Raw genomic sequence first — 16,947 nt, 5'->3', positions numbered from 1 at the left:
CTGTGAGAGTAGGACGTCGCCAAGCAAGCGAAAACACGAGTCATTTGACTCGTGTTTTTTTGTATTGTTAAAAAGAATGGAAAAGAAGTAATGGTAATACAAACACGTTGCCCAAGAGTTAATCATATTATATAAGAGATGGGTGTATATTTTTCTGTGAATTGTTAAGGATTAGAAGTATAAAATAAGTTCACTTAAATAGGGAGGGAAGGTTATGAAATTACAAAGTGAAGTTTGTATTGTTTGTGAGACAAAAAGAAAAGAAGGCATATATGTTTATAATAATTTAATATGTTATGAATGTGAAAAGGATATGGTGAATACAGAGACAGATGATCCGAAATATATACATTATTTAAAGCAACTTCGAAAATTAGAAGTATCATATTTTTAAATAGGCATATGCCTATTATTTTTTTTGTTCTGTATAATAGATAGAGAATGAATAATAAGGAAGAGATGTAGATGAATCAAAATCATATGCCTTTATATGAGGCGTTAATAGAGTTTAAAGAAAGAGGGCCGTTATCCTTTCATGTTCCAGGTCATAAGAATGGTTTAAACTTCCCTCAGGAGGCAATAAGAGAGTTTAAAGATATTCTATCTATTGATGTAACTGAGTTAGCAGGACTAGATGATTTGCATAGTCCGTTTGAATGTATAGATCAGGCACAACAATTATTGGCTGAAGTGTATGATACAAAGAGAAGTTATTTTTTAATTAATGGTTCAACAGTTGGGAACTTAGCAATGATTTTGTCTTGTTGCGGGGAACATGATATTGTTCTTGTACAAAGAAATTGTCATAAATCAATTATTAATGGTTTAAAGCTAGCGGGAGCAAATCCCATTTTTTTAGATCCATGGATTGATGAAACTTATAGCGTACCAGTGGGAGTTCGTAATGAAATTATTAAGAAAGCAATTGGAAAATATCCAAATGCGAAAGCACTCATTTTAACGCATCCTAATTATTATGGTATGGGGATGGATTTAGAGGGAAGCATCGCTTTTGCACATGCACATAAAATCCCTGTTTTGGTAGATGAGGCACATGGGGCACATCTTTGTTTGGGAGAACCATTCCCGAAATCAGCGTTAACATATGGTGCAGATATTGTAGTTCATTCTGCACATAAAACATTACCCGCAATGACAATGGGTTCCTATTTACATATAAATAGTCACTTAGTAGACGAAGAGAAGGTTACTACGTATTTAAGTATGCTACAATCTAGTAGTCCATCGTATCCAATTATGGCTTCCTTGGATATAGCACGCTTTACAATGGCACGTATAAAAGAAGAAGGTCATGGTGAAATTGTTGAGTTTTTACGGAGATTTAAGGAACGGTTACGTTCTATTCCCCAAATCGCCATTTTAGAATATCCGTTGCAAGACGAGTTAAAGGTTACCGTGCAAACTCGTTGTCAGTTATCAGGCTACGAATTACAGTCCGTATTTGAAAAGGTCGGTATATATACAGAGATGGCTGATCCGTACAATGTTCTATTTATTTTACCCCTGCAAGCAAATGAGGGGTATATGAAGGTTATAGAGATGATTCGAGTAGCATTGCAACATCATGACGTGAAAGACAAGAGGGAATCTATTCGTTATACTTATAAAGATGAATTCTCTCCTTTGCCGTATACGTATAAACAACTAGAAGGATATGGAACAAAGATCGTATCTATAGAAGAGGCTGTTGGAATGATAGCGGCGGAAATGGTAATTCCGTATCCACCTGGAATTCCATTGGTTATATATGGAGAGAGAATTACTTCAGAGCATAAAGAGCAAATTATGTATTTAGAGAGAGCAGGAGCTCGTTTTCAAGGTAATACGAAATATATGAAAGTGTATGATATAGAAAGTAGGTTTTAGGATGAAGGGATTATTTGTAACAATTGAGGGCCCAGAAGGTTCAGGTAAAACAACGTTAATTAAAAGCTTATTGCCATATTTTGAACAAAAAGCACAAAAGGTAATGGCGACAAGGGAACCAGGTGGTATTGCAATTTCTGAGGACATTAGGACGATTTTACATAAACAAGAATATACGATGATGGAAGCACGTACAGAAGCGCTTCTTTATGCTGCTGCGCGCAGACAACATTTAGTAGAAAAAGTTATGCCAGCACTTAATGAGAACTATCTCGTGTTATGTGATCGTTTTATAGATAGTTCTTTAGCATATCAAGGCTATGCAAGAGGATTGGGTATGGATAAGGTATTTGAAATAAATCGTTTCGCAACAGAGGACTGTATGCCTAGTTTAACAATTTATCTAGACATTGAGCCTGAGGTTGGTTTGGCTCGGATTGAAAAAGATGCAGGACGCGAAGTAAATCGATTAGATATGGAAGATATCTCTTTCCATAAACGTGTGCGCGAAGGGTATTTAAAAGTTGTAGAACGTTTCTCGGATCGTATTGTATTGGTAAATGCTGATCAGCCGATGGAAAAACTTATAGAAGAAGTTGTTCAGATTATAGAAGATAAATTGTTATAATAGAAGGAAAGAATGAAATAAGTGAGGTATGCATTATGACGAAGACGTGGGAGCAGCTTTCTGCTATACAACCCATCGGTGTAAAAATGTTGATGAATAGCATTGCAAAAGAGCGTATATCCCACGCTTACTTGTTAGAGGGAGGGAAAGGTACGGGAAAGTTTGCGACAGCAATTCAAATGGCAAAGAGTTTCCTCTGTTCTCAGCGGAATGGAGTAGAGCCCTGTCATGTATGCACAAATTGTAAGCGAATTGATTCAGGTAACCACCCTAACTTACATATTGTAAAACCAGACGGATTATCTATTAAGAAGCAGCAAATTCATGATTTACAAGAAGAGTTTTCAAAAACAGGATTAGAGGCAAATAAAAAATTATATATTATTGAGCACGCAGATCGTATGACAGCAAATGCGGCAAATACACTTTTGAAATTTTTAGAAGAACCAAGTAGTGATACAACCGCTATTTTACTTACTGAACAAAGTCATCAAATTTTAAATACGATTTTATCTCGCTGCCAAGTTGTTACGTTTAGACCGTTACCTACGGAATCTTTAATTAGAAGATTACAGGATGAAGGTATTACAGCATCTTTATCGACACTTGCTGCCCAACTCACAAATAGTTTTGATGAAGCTTTAGCTTTATGTAGTGATGAATGGTTTGCACAAGCACGAGCTTTAGTGATAAAATTATGTGAAGCGCTCGAAAAAGATAAAACCTCTATTTTTTTTGTACAAGAAAAATGGGGAAAACACTTTGGAGAGAAAGAACAATTACAGCAAGGGTTAGATATGTTACTCCTTATTTATAAGGATTTATTATATGTTCAACTTGGAGAAGAAGATCGTCTTGTTTTTCATGAGCAGAAAGAGATGTTTGAATCGTTTTCCTATGCTCAGAAGCGCATTGTATCAGCTCTCTTTAATATATTAGAGGCAAAAAATAGAATCAACGCTAATGTAAATGCGCAGCTTGTGTTCGAACAGTTAGTGTTGCGGTTGCAGGAGGGATGACCGTTTTGTATGATGTAGTAGGTGTTCGCTTTAAGAAGGCCGGAAAGGTATATTACTTTGATCCAAATCAGTTCGATATCTCTGAAAATGAGTTTGTCATTGTAGAAACGGTAAGAGGTATTGAATACGGAAAAGTAGTTATTACCAAAAAGCAAGTTGATGAAAACGACGTTGTATTACCGCTAAAAAAGGTTATTCGTATTGCAAATGAAAATGATCGTACCATTGTTGAAGAGAACAAACATGCTGCAAAAGAAGCATATCAAGTCTGTCAACAAAAGGTAGTAGAGCATAATCTCGATATGAAACTTGTAGATGTAGAGTATACATTCGATCGTAATAAGATTATTTTCTATTTTACTGCGGATGGTCGGATCGATTTCCGCGAACTAGTGAAGGACTTAGCGGCAATTTTTAGAACAAGAATTGAACTAAGACAAATTGGTGTTCGTGATGAAGCGAAGATGCTAGGTGGTATTGGTCCATGTGGTCGTATGCTTTGTTGTTCTACTTTTTTAGGAGATTTTGAACCTGTATCCATTAAAATGGCAAAGGATCAAAATTTATCATTAAATCCTGCAAAAATCTCTGGTTTATGTGGTCGCTTAATGTGTTGCTTAAAATATGAGAATGATGAATATGAGGCAGCAAAGGAACAACTTCCTGATTTAGATCAACGTATACAAACCCCGCATGGTACTGGCCGTGTTATCGGATTAAATATTTTAGAAAGATTAATTCAAGTGGAACTAGTAGACAAGGAACGGATAGTAGAATATACGTTAGATGAGTTAGTGAATAAAGGGGTCGTTTCGAGTCAAACCACAGATTAATGAGGTGGGTGCTTGTGGAGAAAAAAGATATTTTTGAATCGGTTTCTAGTATGGAAGAGCAAATTGGACATTTATACAAACAGTTGGGAGAGTTAAAACAGCATCTTGCAGAGTTGTTGGAAGAAAACCAGCATATAAAAATGGAAAATAACAATTTGCGACACCGTTTTGAAGAAGTGCAGAATAAAGAAAAACAAAAAACTCAAAAACGTAAAGAAGTGAAGCCGAAAACAGATATTGGTGAAGGCTATGACAATTTAGCGAGACTGTATCAAGAAGGTTTTCATATTTGCAATCTACATTATGGAAGTGTACGTAAAGAGGGAGATTGTTTGTTCTGTCTGTCATTCTTAAATAAAAAGTGAAATTACCTTTCCAATTATAATTGGAAAGGTAATTTTTTATACATGAAATAGGGTAGGTTAAGGGTAAGAAAAGGAGCAGTATATGAATTTATATGAAGATGAACGTTTAGATTACTTATTAGCGCAAGACATGAAGATTATACAAAGCCCATCAGTATTTAATTTTTCTTTAGATGCTGTTTTACTGGCAGATTTTGCATGGGTACCAATTCAAAAGGGGAATTTACTTGATTTGTGTACAGGTAACGCAGTTGTCCCCCTTCTATTAAGTACAAGAACAAAAGGAAAGATTACTGGTGTGGAAATTCAAGAACGCTTATATGATATGGGAGTAAGAAGTGTTCAATACAATGGGTTGGAAGAAAGAATTCACCTCATACATGGAGACTTGAAAGATATGCCAGAGAAACTCGGGCGTCATCAATATGATGTTGTTACATGTAATCCGCCATATTTTCAAACACCTCAAACTTCAGAGAAAAATATGAATGAACATTTAGCAATAGCTCGTCATGAAATTATGTGTACATTAGAAGATGTTGTATCTGCAAGTAGTCAGTTAGTAAAACAAGGCGGGAAAGTAGCGTTTGTACATCGTCCAGGACGATTACTCGACATTATCACATTAATGCGTAAATATAAAATTGAACCAAAGCGTGTGCGATTTGTTTATCCTAAGATTGGAAAAGAAGCAAATACATTGTTAATTGAAGGAATTAAGGATGGAAATGCAGATTTAAAAATTTTACCACCACTCGTTGTATATGAGAACAATAACGAATATACAAAGGAGATACGTTCAATTTTATATGGAGAAGAATAAGCATTTTTTTTATGTAGTAGAGTGCTCTGATGGAAGTTATTATGCTGGATATACAAACCATATCGAAAAACGAATTCAGACTCATAATAGCGGCAAAGGAGCTAGGTATACACGTGCGAGGCTTCCTGTCGTTTTAAAATATGTAGAGACTCACGAAGATAAGCGTACAGCTATGCAAGCGGAGTATTATTTTAAGCAATTAACGAGAAAACAAAAAGAGGCATATATGCAAAAAGGAGAACGCTATGTGGCAACAAAAAAGCTTTCAACAAAATGAAAAGGGAGTTTTATATTTAGTACCAACTCCTATTGGGAATTTAGAAGATATGACATTTCGTGCAATCCGAATTTTAAAAGAAGTTGATTTAATTGCTGCTGAAGATACGAGACAAACGAAAAAACTTTGTAATTACTTTGAAATTGAAACACCTGTCACGAGTTATCATGAGCATAATAAAGAAGTAAGTGGAAAGAGAATATTAGAGAAGTTAGAGGATGGAAAGAATGTAGCACTTGTTAGTGACGCTGGTATGCCGTGTATTTCCGATCCAGGTTACGATATTGTTGTTGAGGCAGTAGCTGAGCAATATCATGTAATTCCGCTTCCTGGAGCAAATGCAGCCCTTACAGCATTAATTGCATCCGGTCTTGAAACAAAGCAGTTTTATTTCTATGGTTTCTTGCAGAGAAACAAAAAGGAACGGAAGATGGAGTTAGAAAAGCTTCGTTATGTACAAACTACAATGATGTTTTATGAAGCGCCTCATCGTTTAGATGATACTTTAATTTCGATGCAGGAAGTGTTGGGAAATAGAGAGATTGTATTATGTCGAGAGTTAACGAAAAAATTTGAGGAATTTATTCGAGGGACAATCGAAGAAGCAATTGAGTGGACGAAGCAAAATGAAGTACGTGGTGAGTTTTGTATTTTAGTAGCTGGTTCAACAGAAGAACCTGCTCCAGAAGAACAATGGTGGGAATCTCTTTCAGTATATGATCATATTGAACACTATATAAATGAAAAAGGTATGAATTCAAAAGAAGCGATTAAAACAGTCGCTAAAGATCGAGATTTGTCGAAAAGAGATGTATATCAAATCTATCATGTCGATAAAAAATAAGCTTCTCATAATTGAGAAGCTTATTTTGCTGTTTCGATATAATCTTGAAGTTCGTTTAAGATTTGCTCAGCGCCTTCTTTGCTTAAGATGATTTTACCTTCAGCTAAAGAAAGGTTACCGTCAGATACTTCACCAGTTACTTGGCAAGTCATGTTTGGTTTATATTTCTTTAAGATGATTTTTTCGTCATCAACATAGATTTCAAGAGCGTCCTTTTCTGCAATACCTAAAGTACGGCGTAATTCGATTGGAATTACTACACGACCTAATTCATCAACTTTACGAACAATACCAGTAGATTTCATAATTTTTTTCCTCCTAAATAAATAGTTTATAAGTTTCGAGTCTATTTTTAGATTCGTCATTTTTCGACAAAATACCCTATGGACATATGATACCAATCATTTACATTTCCGTCAATTCTTAAATTCTATATTTTTTAAAAAGATTTATAGATTTCTTATTTCTTATATATAATAGATTGAGAGGAAATTCCACAATTATTTACATTTTTTTCTGAAAAATTAACAAATTTAAGTGGAGATTGTATATTTTTTGAAATATGAGCAATAGATGATAAAGATATCGAGCATTAAGACCCAAAATTCAAAATTAGGTTGGCGTAAAGAAGATAAGTTAGATTCGGGCTGCTCGTAAAAGCCCGATTGATGTGGGCTAATAATCAGTGGGGATGAAGAAAAACCCCACTGATTAAAGTTTCACTTTATATATGAGTTTTTGATATACTGTTTATAAATACATATGAGGTTATTCGGGAGGTCCAAAACAATGACAGAGGAAAATAAGTCCTTTTATATTACTACCCCAATTTATTATCCAAGTGGAAAATTACACATTGGACATGCTTATACGACAGTAGCAGGAGATGCGATGGCACGATATAAGCGTATGCAAGGATATAATGTGCATTATTTAACAGGAACTGATGAGCATGGACAGAAGATCCAAAAGAAAGCAGAAGAGTTAAATATTACGCCACAGGCATATGTTGATAATATTGTTGCAGGAATTAAAGAGCTTTGGGAGAAGATGGATATCTCTTATGATGATTTTATTCGTACAACTGAAGATCGTCATAAAGATGTTGTCGAAAAAATCTTTAAGCAATTAGTAGATCAAGGTGATATTTATCTTGATGAATATGAAGGTTGGTATTCTGTACAAGATGAGACGTTCTATACAGAGCACCAATTAGTAGATCCAATTATGGAAGGCGACAAAGTAGTTGGAGGAAAAAGCCCAGATAGTGGTCATGATGTAGAACTTGTTCGTGAAGAATCTTATTTCTTTAGAATGGGTAAATATGTCGACAGACTATTAAAGTTCTATGAAGATAATCCACATTTCATTCAGCCGGAGTCTCGTAAAAATGAAATGATTAATAATTTTATTAAACCAGGATTAGAAGATTTAGCAGTTTCTCGTACTTCATTTGACTGGGGGGTTCGTGTTCCTGGTAACCCAAAACACGTTATTTACGTATGGGTTGACGCATTATCTAACTATATTACGGCATTAGGTTATGGTACAGCAAATGAAGAGAAATATAAAAAATTCTGGCCTGCAGATGTGCATTTAGTCGGGAAAGAAATTGTTCGTTTCCATACAATTTATTGGCCGATAATTTTAATGGCATTAGATTTACCTCTTCCGAAGAAAGTCTTTGCTCATGGCTGGATTTTAATGAAGGATGGAAAGATGAGTAAGTCAAAAGGAAACGTAGTAGATCCAGTTACATTAATCGATCGTTACGGATTAGATGCATTACGTTATTACTTACTTCGTGAAGTTCCATTTGGATCTGATGGCGTATTCACACCAGAAGGATTTGTGGAGCGTATTAATTTCGACTTAGCAAATGACTTAGGTAATTTATTAAATCGTACAGTAGCTATGATTGATAAGTACTTTAACGGAGAAATCCCTGCATTTAAAGCAAATGTAACGGAATTTGATGAAACGTTAGTAATGTTTGCACAAGATACTTTGAAAAAAGTAGAAGAAGCAATGGAGAATATGGAGTTCTCTGTAGCGTTAGGATCTATTTGGCAATTGGTTAGTCGTACGAATAAATATATTGATGAAACGCAACCATGGGTATTAGCGAAAGATGAGAATGATCGTGAAAAGTTAGCTTCTGTAATGGCTCATTTAGCAGAAGTACTTCGTCAAACAGGTATTATGCTTATGCCGTTCTTAACAGTAGCACCAAGCAAGATGTTTGCTCAGCTTGGCCTTACTGAAGAAGCTTATAAATCTTGGGAAAGTCTATCTACAATTGGCTGCATTCCAGCTGGAACAAAAGTAGAAAAAGGAAACCCAATTTTCCCTCGTTTAGAAATAGAAGTGGAAGTAGAGTACATTAAAGAACAAATGAAAAGCTCTGCTCCTAAAGTAGAAGAGAAAAAAGAAGAAGAACCGAAGGCAGAAGAAATTACAATTGATGATTTCTTTAAAGTAGAATTACGCGTAGCTGAAGTACTATCTGCTGAACCTGTGAAAAAAGCAGACAAGTTGTTAAAAATTCAACTAGACTTAGGCACAGAAAAGCGTCAAGTTGTTTCTGGAATTGCAAAATTCTATTCGCCGGAAGACTTAAAAGGTAAAAAGGTTATTTGTGTAACAAACTTAAAACCTGTAAAATTACGCGGTGAATTATCGCAAGGCATGATTTTAGCGGGTGAAGAGAATGGCGTATTGTCATTAGCATCAATTGACCAAAATCTACCAAATGGTACAAAAATCAAGTAATTAAGACAAGAAAAGAGATGTTTCACGTGTAACATGTGTGAAGCGTCTTTTTTCTTTTTACACTCTCTATTTTTGCATTAAGATTGTAGTATTGTTATCGTTAAGTTATTAAAGAACTTATTTTTGTAGAATAGACTTGATTTCAATATAAAAGGAGTTATGTATTATGTTGTTTGATACACATTCACATTTGAATGCAGAGCAATTTGAAGAAGATTTGCAAGAAGTTATTGTCCGAATGAAAGAAGCGGGAGTTACTTATACAGTTGTTGTTGGTTTTGATGAAGTAACGATAAAAAAGGCGATGGAATTAGCTGAATCCTATGATTTTATTTACGCTGCGGTTGGATGGCATCCAGTTGATGCAATTGACATGACAGAAGAACATTTAGCTTGGTTAGAAGAACTTGCTTCTCATCCTAAAGTCGTTGCACTTGGAGAAATGGGCTTAGATTATCACTGGGATAAGTCTCCAAAAGAAATACAGAAAGAAGTATTTCGTAAACAAATTGCATTAGCTAAAAAAGTGAAATTGCCGATTATTATACATAACCGCGATGCAACTCAAGATATTGTTGATATTCTAGAAGAAGAGAATGCAGCTGAAGTAGGAGGCATTATGCATTGCTTTAGCGGCAGCGTAGAAGTAGCAGAGCGATGTGTTGATATGAACTTTTTAATTTCATTAGGCGGACCAGTTACATTTAAAAATGCTAAGAAGCCGAAAGAGGTTGCTACGGAGATTTCATTAGAGAAATTGTTAATAGAGACGGATTGTCCGTATTTAACGCCGCATCCATTTCGAGGGAAACGAAATGAACCGAGTTATGTAAAACTCGTAGCAGAAGAAATTGCGAATTTAAAAGGAATTTCTTATGAGGAAGTAGCAGAAGTGACAACCAAAAATGCAAAAGTTTTATTTGGTATTGAATAAAAAAGAATGGGGAAACCTGTTCTTTTTTGTTTTGAGAAAACACTAGTAGAAGTGATGAAGAAAATAAATGTGAATGATGAAGTGTTACAATAAGGACAGAGAACAAAGATTTTTCTATTCTATTTTTTAAAATATAAGAATGGGGAAAATAATAATGGAAAAGTCGTCATTTTTTTGTTTTACTAAGTAGAGACGAAACGAGTGTGGAGGCAAGCATGAAAATAAAAGAGATTATCGTTGTAGAAGGTAAAGATGATACAGTTGCGATTAAGCGTGCTGTTGATGCGGATACAATTGAAACGAACGGTTCAGCAATCGGTGATCATGTTATTGAGCAAGTTAAATTAGCGCAGCAAAAAAGGGGCGTTATTATTTTCACAGATCCGGATTATCCTGGAGAGCGTATTCGAAAAATTATTTCTGACAAGGTTCCCGGCTGTAAGCATGCCTTTTTACCGAAGGAAGAAGCGCTTGCTAAAAGGAAAAAGGGTGTTGGGATCGAACATGCTTCTAATGAGTCGATTCGCCGTGCTCTAGAGAATATACATGAAGAAATGGAAGCTTACACAAGTGAAATTAGCTGGAGTGATTTAGTCGATGCAGGCTTAGTGGGCGGAGAAATGGCAAAGAGCCGCAGAGAAAGAATGGGTAAGCTATTAAAGATTGGTTATACAAATGCAAAACAGTTACATAAACGATTACAGATGTTTCAAGTTTCAAAGGAATCATTTGGAGAAGCTTATAAGCAAGTAATACAGGAGGAAAAAAAATGAAGGATATCGCAACGCCAAATCGTACTAAAGACATCGTTGAAAAGTATGGATTTTCATTCAAAAAAAGTTTAGGGCAAAACTTTTTAATTGATACAAATGTATTAAATCGTATTGTCGATCATGCAGAAATTGATTCAGAAAGTGGTGCAATTGAAATTGGACCAGGTATTGGTGCATTAACAGAGCAATTAGCGAAGCGTGCTAAAAAAGTAGTGGCTTTTGAGATTGATCAAAGACTATTACCAATTTTAGATGAGACGTTAGCGCCATATGGTAACGTTACAGTTATTAATAAAGACGTACTAAAAGCGGATGTACATGAAGTATTTAATGAGCAATTTGAAGAAGGGCAAGATGTAATGGTAGTAGCTAACTTACCATACTATATAACAACGCCAATTTTATTTAAATTGCTTGAAGAAAAGTTACCAGTTCGTGGGTTTGTTGTTATGATGCAAAAAGAAGTTGGAGATCGTTTAGCTGCTAAACCTGGAACGAAAGAGTATGGTTCTTTATCGATTGCCATTCAGTATTATACAGAAGTTGAAACAGTTATGACTGTACCGCGTACAGTGTTTGTACCACAGCCAAATGTTGATTCTGCAATTATTCGCCTTCTAAAGCGCCCTAAACCGGTTGTAGAGGTGAAGGATGAAACGTTCTTCTTTGAAGTAGTACGAGCGAGTTTCGCACAGCGCCGTAAAACTTTAATGAATAATTTATCAAATAATTTAAATGGTTTCCCGAAAGATAAGGAGTTATTGGATCAAATTTTAACAGAAGTAGGAATTGATCCAAAGCGAAGAGGCGAAACGCTATCTATTGAAGAGTTTGCAACATTAAGTAATGCATTAGTTATTCATAAATTATCATAAGAATATGCAAGGGACAGTTCAACTTGAACTGTCCCTTTTGTCACCTTTCGCCCTCTAAATTCATATTTTAAAAACAGGTAAGATGGCCTAATGAGTTTGGAGGTAGGAGAATGGCTTTACATGTTGGAGAATTAGTGGAACGATATTCTCATAAGAGGGATATTCTTTTTCGTATTATAGAAATAAAAGGCGAGATAGCTATATTGTTTGGAGAGGAAATTAGACTGGTGGCGGATGCGCCACTTGAAGATTTAATTAGTATAGATCAACGAGAACATAAAAAAAGGGTGAAGCGTGAGAAAGAAACAATGGAGCGCACGTATCGTTTGTTTCAACAAGATTATGTATTAATGAAACAAAGGCATGAACATACTTCAACTGGTGGATACACAAGTGAGGTGAATTATTTTCAAATGCCGGGACGTGTATTGCATATAGATGGAGACCCTTTATATTTGCGCAAGTGTTTAGACTTATATAATAAAATTGGCGTTCCTGTACAAGGTATTCATTGTAAAGAAACGGAGATGCATGAAAAAGTAGTAGATTTAATAGATCACTTTCGCCCAGACATTCTCGTTATTACAGGGCATGATGCATATACAAAATCAAAAGGAGTGAAGGGAGATTTAGCAGCATATAGGCATTCAAGGCATTTTGTACAGGCTGTTCGAGAAGTGCGAAAAAAATATCCATCATTGGATCAACTTGTTATTTTTGCTGGGGCATGTCAATCTCACTTTGAGGCACTAATTCGTGCAGGGGCCAATTTCGCTAGTTCACCATCTAGAATTAATATTCATGCACTAGATCCTGTATATGTAGTTGGTAAAATTAGTTTTACTTCATTTATGGAGAGAGTCAATGTATGGGATGTCGTACGTAATACAATTACTGGTGAAAAGGGACTAGGCGGCATTGAAACGAGAGGGATTTTACGAACGGGATTACCTTTTCAACATTACGAAGAGTAAGCAGGATACATATGTATCTTGCTTTTTTGTATGGAAGGATTTAAATGAATTTGGATAAAAAGAGGCAAGAACGTACAGACTACGTAATGATACTTTTACAATATAGTATTTCTTCTATCTATTCAAACGCAGGATGATATTAGCTGTGAATCGCGGTTAATAATTAGGATAGATATATCGTGTTTTAAGTGTTCAATCTAAATTACAGCGAGGTGTAGCGAAGTATATGTCAAAACGTTTAGATGAAATTAAAAGCGAATTAGATCACCATCTTGGACAGCGACTTATGTTAAAAGCAAATAGTGGAAGAAGAAAAACTGTAGAGCAATCAGGTGTACTAGCAGAAACATACCGTTCTGTTTTTGTTGTACAATTGGATCAACAAGAAGATGCGTTGCAACGTGTATCTTATAGTTACGCAGATGTTTTAACAGAGACAGTAGAGTTAACATTTTATGGAGACCCTCATAGTGAGGTCATTTTATAATTCGCATATCATTACATATATTCCCATAAATGAAAAGCTATATTATTTTGCATACTAACTATACCGTAGCAAAATAAGGAGGGACTCTGCATTGAGTAGACGAAGAGGTGTCATGTCAAACCAATTTAAAGAAGAGCTAGCAAAAGAGCTTGGCTTTTATGATGTTGTTCAGAAAGAAGGATGGGGCGGAATTCGTGCGAAAGATGCTGGTAACATGGTGAAACGTGCTATAGAAATTGCAGAACAGCAATTAATGAAACGAAACCAGTAGTTGTAAGATACTTTCTATGCTACGGTGGCCGAGGAGACATTCCTCGGCTTTTTGTACTCTAAAAGGTGCCATCATTTTACATAAGTAGTTTCATTCTGAATGCTTTTCGTTATAATTAGGGAAGTGTCATCGTCTTACTATAAATTTATGGTAAAATAAACGATAAAAGATTGAGTACATAGAGTGGGTGAATAGATTGAAGCTACTAGTGAAAGCACCAGCAAAGATTAATCTGTCGTTAGATGTACTGGGAAAAAGACAAGACGGATATCATGAAGTGAAAATGATTATGACAACCATTGATTTAGCAGATCGTCTAGAACTAACGGAATTAGCAGAAGACCGTATTGAAATTTTATCCCATAATCGGTATGTCCCAGACGACCAACGGAATTTAGCTTATCAGGCAGCGAGATTATTAAAAGAGAAGTTTAATGTAAAAAAAGGTGTATCTATTACTATTGAAAAAACGATTCCAGTAGCAGCTGGATTAGCAGGTGGAAGTAGTGATGCAGCAGCGACATTACGTGGTCTTAATAAATTATGGAATTTAGGGCTTACAATTGATGAGTTAGCAGAGCTTGGCGCAGAAATTGGATCAGATGTGTCGTTCTGTGTATACGGCGGCACAGCAATTGCTACTGGAAGAGGAGAGAAAATTGAGCATATAAAGACTCCGCCTTCTTGTTGGGTTATTTTAGCGAAACCACATATAGGTGTATCTACTGCTGATGTGTATGGAAATTTAAAGTTAAATCGAGTTACACATCCAAATGTAGATAAAATGGTTGATGTCATAAATTCTGGGGATTATAAAGGGATTTGTGATACTGTTGGTAATGTTTTAGAAGATGTAACATTTGGAATGCATCCTGAAGTTGCCCGTATTAAATCACAGATGAAGCGATTCGGAGCGGATGCTGTATTGATGAGTGGAAGTGGTCCAACTGTATTTGGACTTGTACACCATGATTCGCGAATGCATCGCATTTATAACGGATTAAAAGGATTTTGTGAACAAGTCTATGCGGTACGTTTATTAGGAGAGCGAGAAACGCTTGAATAAAGACGTATAATACGTTATGATTTGTTTAGAATATTCGTGATTTGAGGTGAGAGTATGAAAATTAGAAGAAGTACAAGATTAGTCGATATGACTTATTACTTGCTACAAAACCCTCGTCGGCTAGTATCTCTCACTTTTTTTGCTGAAAGGTATCAATCGGCTAAGTCTTCCATTAGTGAAGATTTAGTTATTATTAAGCAAACGTTTGAACAACAAGGGGTCGGCACATTGCAAACGATACCAGGAGCAGCAGGAGGAGTGAAATATATACCGTATATAAGTGAAGAAGAGGCAGATCTAATTATTGATGAGCTTTGTGGCTTATTTGAAAACCCAGATCGTATTTTGCCTGGCGGTTACTTATACATGACAGATTTATTGAGTAATCCTCGCCATATTAATGGCGCGGGTCGTTTGTTTGCTTCTGTTTTTGCTAGACAACCAATTGATGCAGTTATGACTGTGGCAACGAAGGGGATTCCACTTGCTTATGCAGTGGCAAATTACTTAGATGTACCAGTTGTAATTGCAAGGAAAGATAATAAGGTAACAGAAGGTCCGACTGTTAGTATTAACTATGTGTCGGGTTCCTCTAAACGAATTCAAACAATGACATTAGCAAAACGCAGCCTTCCAGAAGGATCGAATGTTTTAATTATTGATGACTTCATGAAAGCTGGCGGAACGATTCAAGGTATGATGAGTATGTTAGAAGAGTTCAAGGCTAATGTTGTTGGTATTGGTGTATTAGTAGAATCCACAGATATTGAAGAACGACTAATTAATAATTTTGTATCATTAATTCGTCTATCGGAAGTTGATGTGAAAGAAAAAACGATTCAAGTGGAAAAGGGGAATTATTCTCTTGCACCATTTGATGAAGGGCTTGTAGAGGCTGAATAAAGGATAGAGCAGATAGCTCTATCTTTTTTTATTTTATTTATAGATTATAAAATAGATGGACAAACTGCCTTTCGTACACTATTTTTAAAGAGTAAAATAAATAATAAAAGGGTGAAAAGTATGAAGGTTGTTCAAACAAGCAAGGCACCACAAGCAATTGGACCTTATTCGCAGGGGATTATTGTAAATAATATGTTCTATAGCTCAGGACAAATTCCATTAACGGCAAATGGGGAGCTTGTAACAGGAGATGTAACAGTACAAACAGAACAAGTATTTCAAAATTTACAAGCGGTATTGGAGGAAGCAGGTGCTTCATTTGATACAGTCGTAAAAACAACAGTATTTTTAAAGGACATGGATGATTTTAGTGCTGTGAATGAAGTATATAGCTCTTATTTCTCTACTCATAAACCAGCTCGATCTTGTGTACAAGTAGCAAAATTACCGAAAGATGTTTCCGTTGAAATTGAAGTAATCGCCCTAGTTAAGTAACCTTTTGTAAGCGATAACCTCTACTAATCTCTATATTCAACTACATTAAAAATTTTTATCTTAAAAATTTTAAAAAAATTAAAGGGAAAATAGAAAATTTGTGGAATTTATACAAATATATCGCTTATTTAGAAAAGGGTGGTGAACACAAGATGGAAGTGACTGACGTAAGATTACGCCGCGTAAACACAGAAGGCCGCATGAGAGCAATTGCCTCTATTACTTTGGACCAAGAATTTGTTGTTCATGATATTCGTGTAATTGATGGTAATAATGGATTGTTTGTAGCAATGCCAAGTAAACGTACTCCAGATGGAGAGTTCCGTGACATTGCACATCCGATTAATTCTGGTACACGCTCTAAAATTCAAGATGCGGTTTTAACAGAGTATCATCGTTTAGGCGAGTTAGAAGAGGTTGAGTTTGAAGAAGCAGGTGCTTCGTAAAATTCGAATGAAAAGGGCTTTGATAAAAAGTCTTATAATTTTGTAGCAAACTCCTGTAAGCATTTACAGGAGTTTGTTTTTTTTTTTTTTGCTTTATATTCGGAAATTTCATAATCCATTAACATAAAAAGAAGAAACTACTAATTTTTTCAAAATCATTTTAAATAGTATAGCTTATTTCTTAAAAAAGATACTAAAGAGTAAAACATCTTATAAGAATTATGGTAAAATTTAATAGTTAAAATGTGTTTCTTGAAATATATGATGATTTAGGA

At 35.4% G+C, this 16,947-nt stretch carries 21 protein-coding genes; 20 read left to right on the top strand and 1 reads right to left on the bottom strand.

The genetic code is table 11. From position 1 onward, the window contains the following. Window positions 1-214: 214 nt before the first annotated feature. The 9 genes from RT27_RS05135 to rsmI all read left to right on the top strand — a co-directional run bounded on the left by RT27_RS05135 (window position 215) and on the right by rsmI (window position 6,676). Complete coding sequence (locus RT27_RS05135; RefSeq protein WP_000776279.1) at window positions 215-394, top strand: sigma factor G inhibitor Gin; 180 nt, start codon at window positions 215-217, stop codon at window positions 392-394. Window positions 395-465: 71 nt separating this feature from the next. Next, window positions 466-1,887: an aminotransferase class I/II-fold pyridoxal phosphate-dependent enzyme gene (locus tag RT27_RS05130; protein ID WP_043935442.1), complete on the top strand. Its 1,422-nt coding sequence runs from the start codon at window positions 466-468 to the stop codon at window positions 1,885-1,887. Window position 1,888: 1 nt separating this feature from the next. Then, a complete protein-coding gene (tmk, locus tag RT27_RS05125; protein ID WP_016079527.1) occupies window positions 1,889-2,515 on the top strand; it encodes a dTMP kinase in 627 nt (208 codons plus the stop codon). 35 nt (window positions 2,516-2,550) lie between these two features. Beyond that, window positions 2,551-3,534, top strand: coding sequence for a DNA polymerase III subunit delta' (gene holB / locus RT27_RS05120; RefSeq protein ID WP_016079526.1), 984 nt, complete (start codon window positions 2,551-2,553; stop codon window positions 3,532-3,534). Window positions 3,535-3,539: 5 nt separating this feature from the next. Continuing rightward, window positions 3,540-4,367, top strand: coding sequence for a stage 0 sporulation family protein (locus tag RT27_RS05115; RefSeq protein ID WP_000272429.1), 828 nt, complete (start codon window positions 3,540-3,542; stop codon window positions 4,365-4,367). A 14-nt stretch (window positions 4,368-4,381) separates the two neighbouring features. Then, complete coding sequence (gene yabA, locus RT27_RS05110; protein WP_000412063.1) at window positions 4,382-4,732, top strand: DNA replication initiation control protein YabA; 351 nt, start codon at window positions 4,382-4,384, stop codon at window positions 4,730-4,732. Window positions 4,733-4,814: 82 nt separating this feature from the next. Beyond that, window positions 4,815-5,555, top strand: a complete 741-nt coding sequence (locus tag RT27_RS05105; RefSeq protein WP_043935441.1) for a tRNA1(Val) (adenine(37)-N6)-methyltransferase — start codon at window positions 4,815-4,817, stop codon at window positions 5,553-5,555. Further along, the gene (locus tag RT27_RS05100; RefSeq protein ID WP_043935440.1) at window positions 5,542-5,832 is read left to right on the top strand and encodes a GIY-YIG nuclease family protein; all 291 of its coding nucleotides are present in this window, start codon (window positions 5,542-5,544) and stop codon (window positions 5,830-5,832) included. The genes RT27_RS05105 and RT27_RS05100 overlap by 14 nt, the downstream gene beginning before the upstream one ends. Beyond that, window positions 5,801-6,676, top strand: coding sequence for a 16S rRNA (cytidine(1402)-2'-O)-methyltransferase (gene rsmI, locus RT27_RS05095; RefSeq protein WP_043935439.1), 876 nt, complete (start codon window positions 5,801-5,803; stop codon window positions 6,674-6,676). Before RT27_RS05100 ends, rsmI begins: the two co-directional genes overlap by 32 nt. Window positions 6,677-6,696: 20 nt before the next feature. Here the strand turns inward: rsmI and RT27_RS05090 are convergent, their stop codons facing one another. Next, the gene (locus tag RT27_RS05090) at window positions 6,697-6,981 is read right to left on the bottom strand and encodes an AbrB/MazE/SpoVT family DNA-binding domain-containing protein (RefSeq protein ID WP_000843036.1); all 285 of its coding nucleotides are present in this window, start codon (window positions 6,979-6,981) and stop codon (window positions 6,697-6,699) included. 457 nt (window positions 6,982-7,438) lie between these two features. On the opposite strand from RT27_RS05090, the gene metG reads away from it, so the two are divergent. The 11 genes from metG to spoVG all read left to right on the top strand — a co-directional run bounded on the left by metG (window position 7,439) and on the right by spoVG (window position 16,672). After that, window positions 7,439-9,448: a methionine--tRNA ligase gene (gene metG / locus RT27_RS05085; RefSeq protein ID WP_080117056.1), complete on the top strand. Its 2,010-nt coding sequence runs from the start codon at window positions 7,439-7,441 to the stop codon at window positions 9,446-9,448. A 166-nt stretch (window positions 9,449-9,614) separates the two neighbouring features. Continuing rightward, complete coding sequence (locus RT27_RS05080; RefSeq protein ID WP_043935438.1) at window positions 9,615-10,382, top strand: TatD family hydrolase; 768 nt, start codon at window positions 9,615-9,617, stop codon at window positions 10,380-10,382. A gap of 215 nt (window positions 10,383-10,597) precedes the next feature. Further along, window positions 10,598-11,155, top strand: coding sequence for a ribonuclease M5 (rnmV, locus tag RT27_RS05075; protein WP_000692837.1), 558 nt, complete (start codon window positions 10,598-10,600; stop codon window positions 11,153-11,155). Continuing rightward, window positions 11,152-12,030, top strand: coding sequence for a 16S rRNA (adenine(1518)-N(6)/adenine(1519)-N(6))-dimethyltransferase RsmA (gene rsmA, locus RT27_RS05070; RefSeq protein WP_016079522.1), 879 nt, complete (start codon window positions 11,152-11,154; stop codon window positions 12,028-12,030). Before rnmV ends, rsmA begins: the two co-directional genes overlap by 4 nt. A 110-nt stretch (window positions 12,031-12,140) precedes the next feature. Then, window positions 12,141-13,004, top strand: a complete 864-nt coding sequence (yabG, locus tag RT27_RS05065; protein WP_001173734.1) for a sporulation peptidase YabG — start codon at window positions 12,141-12,143, stop codon at window positions 13,002-13,004. A 226-nt stretch (window positions 13,005-13,230) separates the two neighbouring features. Next, window positions 13,231-13,491, top strand: coding sequence for a Veg family protein (locus tag RT27_RS05060; RefSeq protein ID WP_016079521.1), 261 nt, complete (start codon window positions 13,231-13,233; stop codon window positions 13,489-13,491). Between the two features lie 112 nt (window positions 13,492-13,603). Continuing rightward, window positions 13,604-13,762 carry a small, acid-soluble spore protein, alpha/beta type gene (locus tag RT27_RS05055; protein ID WP_000070633.1) on the top strand — a complete coding sequence of 53 codons (159 nt, stop codon included), beginning with the start codon at window positions 13,604-13,606 and terminating at the stop codon, window positions 13,760-13,762. A 196-nt stretch (window positions 13,763-13,958) separates the two neighbouring features. Then, on the top strand, window positions 13,959-14,828 hold the full coding sequence (gene ispE / locus RT27_RS05050) for a 4-(cytidine 5'-diphospho)-2-C-methyl-D-erythritol kinase (RefSeq protein ID WP_140163885.1): 870 nt from the start codon (window positions 13,959-13,961) through the stop codon (window positions 14,826-14,828). A 54-nt stretch (window positions 14,829-14,882) separates the two neighbouring features. Further along, window positions 14,883-15,731 carry a pur operon repressor gene (gene purR, locus RT27_RS05045; RefSeq protein ID WP_016079519.1) on the top strand — a complete coding sequence of 283 codons (849 nt, stop codon included), beginning with the start codon at window positions 14,883-14,885 and terminating at the stop codon, window positions 15,729-15,731. A 120-nt stretch (window positions 15,732-15,851) separates the two neighbouring features. After that, a complete protein-coding gene (locus tag RT27_RS05040) occupies window positions 15,852-16,226 on the top strand; it encodes a RidA family protein (RefSeq protein WP_016079518.1) in 375 nt (124 codons plus the stop codon). Between the two features lie 152 nt (window positions 16,227-16,378). Continuing rightward, the gene (spoVG, locus tag RT27_RS05035; protein WP_043935436.1) at window positions 16,379-16,672 is read left to right on the top strand and encodes a septation regulator SpoVG; all 294 of its coding nucleotides are present in this window, start codon (window positions 16,379-16,381) and stop codon (window positions 16,670-16,672) included. Window positions 16,673-16,947: the final 275 nt, after the last annotated feature.

The sequence above is a fragment of the Bacillus sp. L_1B0_5 genome, assembly GCF_000836715.1.
Lineage (GTDB): Bacteria > Bacillota > Bacilli > Bacillales > Bacillaceae_G > Bacillus_A > Bacillus_A thuringiensis_S.
Note: the sequence above shows the minus strand (reverse complement) of the source record. Positions and strands in the feature narration are given on the sequence as shown.

Excerpts from the sequence above, each read along its gene's own strand:
- tmk (WP_016079527.1), top strand. The coding sequence starts at position 1,889 with ATGAAGGGATTATTTGTAACAATTGAGGGCCCAGAAGGTTCAGGTAAA.
- RT27_RS05055 (WP_000070633.1), top strand. The coding sequence starts at position 13,604 with ATGTCAAACCAATTTAAAGAAGAGCTAGCAAAAGAGCTTGGCTTTTAT.
- rnmV (WP_000692837.1), top strand. The coding sequence starts at position 10,598 with ATGAAAATAAAAGAGATTATCGTTGTAGAAGGTAAAGATGATACAGTT.
- holB (WP_016079526.1), top strand. The coding sequence starts at position 2,551 with ATGACGAAGACGTGGGAGCAGCTTTCTGCTATACAACCCATCGGTGTA.
- RT27_RS05040 (WP_016079518.1), top strand. The coding sequence starts at position 15,852 with ATGAAGGTTGTTCAAACAAGCAAGGCACCACAAGCAATTGGACCTTAT.
- RT27_RS05105 (WP_043935441.1), top strand. The coding sequence starts at position 4,815 with ATGAATTTATATGAAGATGAACGTTTAGATTACTTATTAGCGCAAGAC.
- RT27_RS05135 (WP_000776279.1), top strand. The coding sequence starts at position 215 with ATGAAATTACAAAGTGAAGTTTGTATTGTTTGTGAGACAAAAAGAAAA.
- RT27_RS05100 (WP_043935440.1), top strand. The coding sequence starts at position 5,542 with ATGGAGAAGAATAAGCATTTTTTTTATGTAGTAGAGTGCTCTGATGGA.
- rsmA (WP_016079522.1), top strand. The coding sequence starts at position 11,152 with ATGAAGGATATCGCAACGCCAAATCGTACTAAAGACATCGTTGAAAAG.
- RT27_RS05130 (WP_043935442.1), top strand. The coding sequence starts at position 466 with ATGAATCAAAATCATATGCCTTTATATGAGGCGTTAATAGAGTTTAAA.
- RT27_RS05080 (WP_043935438.1), top strand. The coding sequence starts at position 9,615 with ATGTTGTTTGATACACATTCACATTTGAATGCAGAGCAATTTGAAGAA.
- metG (WP_080117056.1), top strand. The coding sequence starts at position 7,439 with ATGAGGTTATTCGGGAGGTCCAAAACAATGACAGAGGAAAATAAGTCC.
- rsmI (WP_043935439.1), top strand. The coding sequence starts at position 5,801 with ATGTGGCAACAAAAAAGCTTTCAACAAAATGAAAAGGGAGTTTTATAT.
- purR (WP_016079519.1), top strand. The coding sequence starts at position 14,883 with ATGAAAATTAGAAGAAGTACAAGATTAGTCGATATGACTTATTACTTG.
- RT27_RS05090 (WP_000843036.1), bottom strand. The coding sequence starts at position 6,981 with ATGAAATCTACTGGTATTGTTCGTAAAGTTGATGAATTAGGTCGTGTA.
- yabG (WP_001173734.1), top strand. The coding sequence starts at position 12,141 with ATGGCTTTACATGTTGGAGAATTAGTGGAACGATATTCTCATAAGAGG.
- spoVG (WP_043935436.1), top strand. The coding sequence starts at position 16,379 with ATGGAAGTGACTGACGTAAGATTACGCCGCGTAAACACAGAAGGCCGC.
- RT27_RS05060 (WP_016079521.1), top strand. The coding sequence starts at position 13,231 with ATGTCAAAACGTTTAGATGAAATTAAAAGCGAATTAGATCACCATCTT.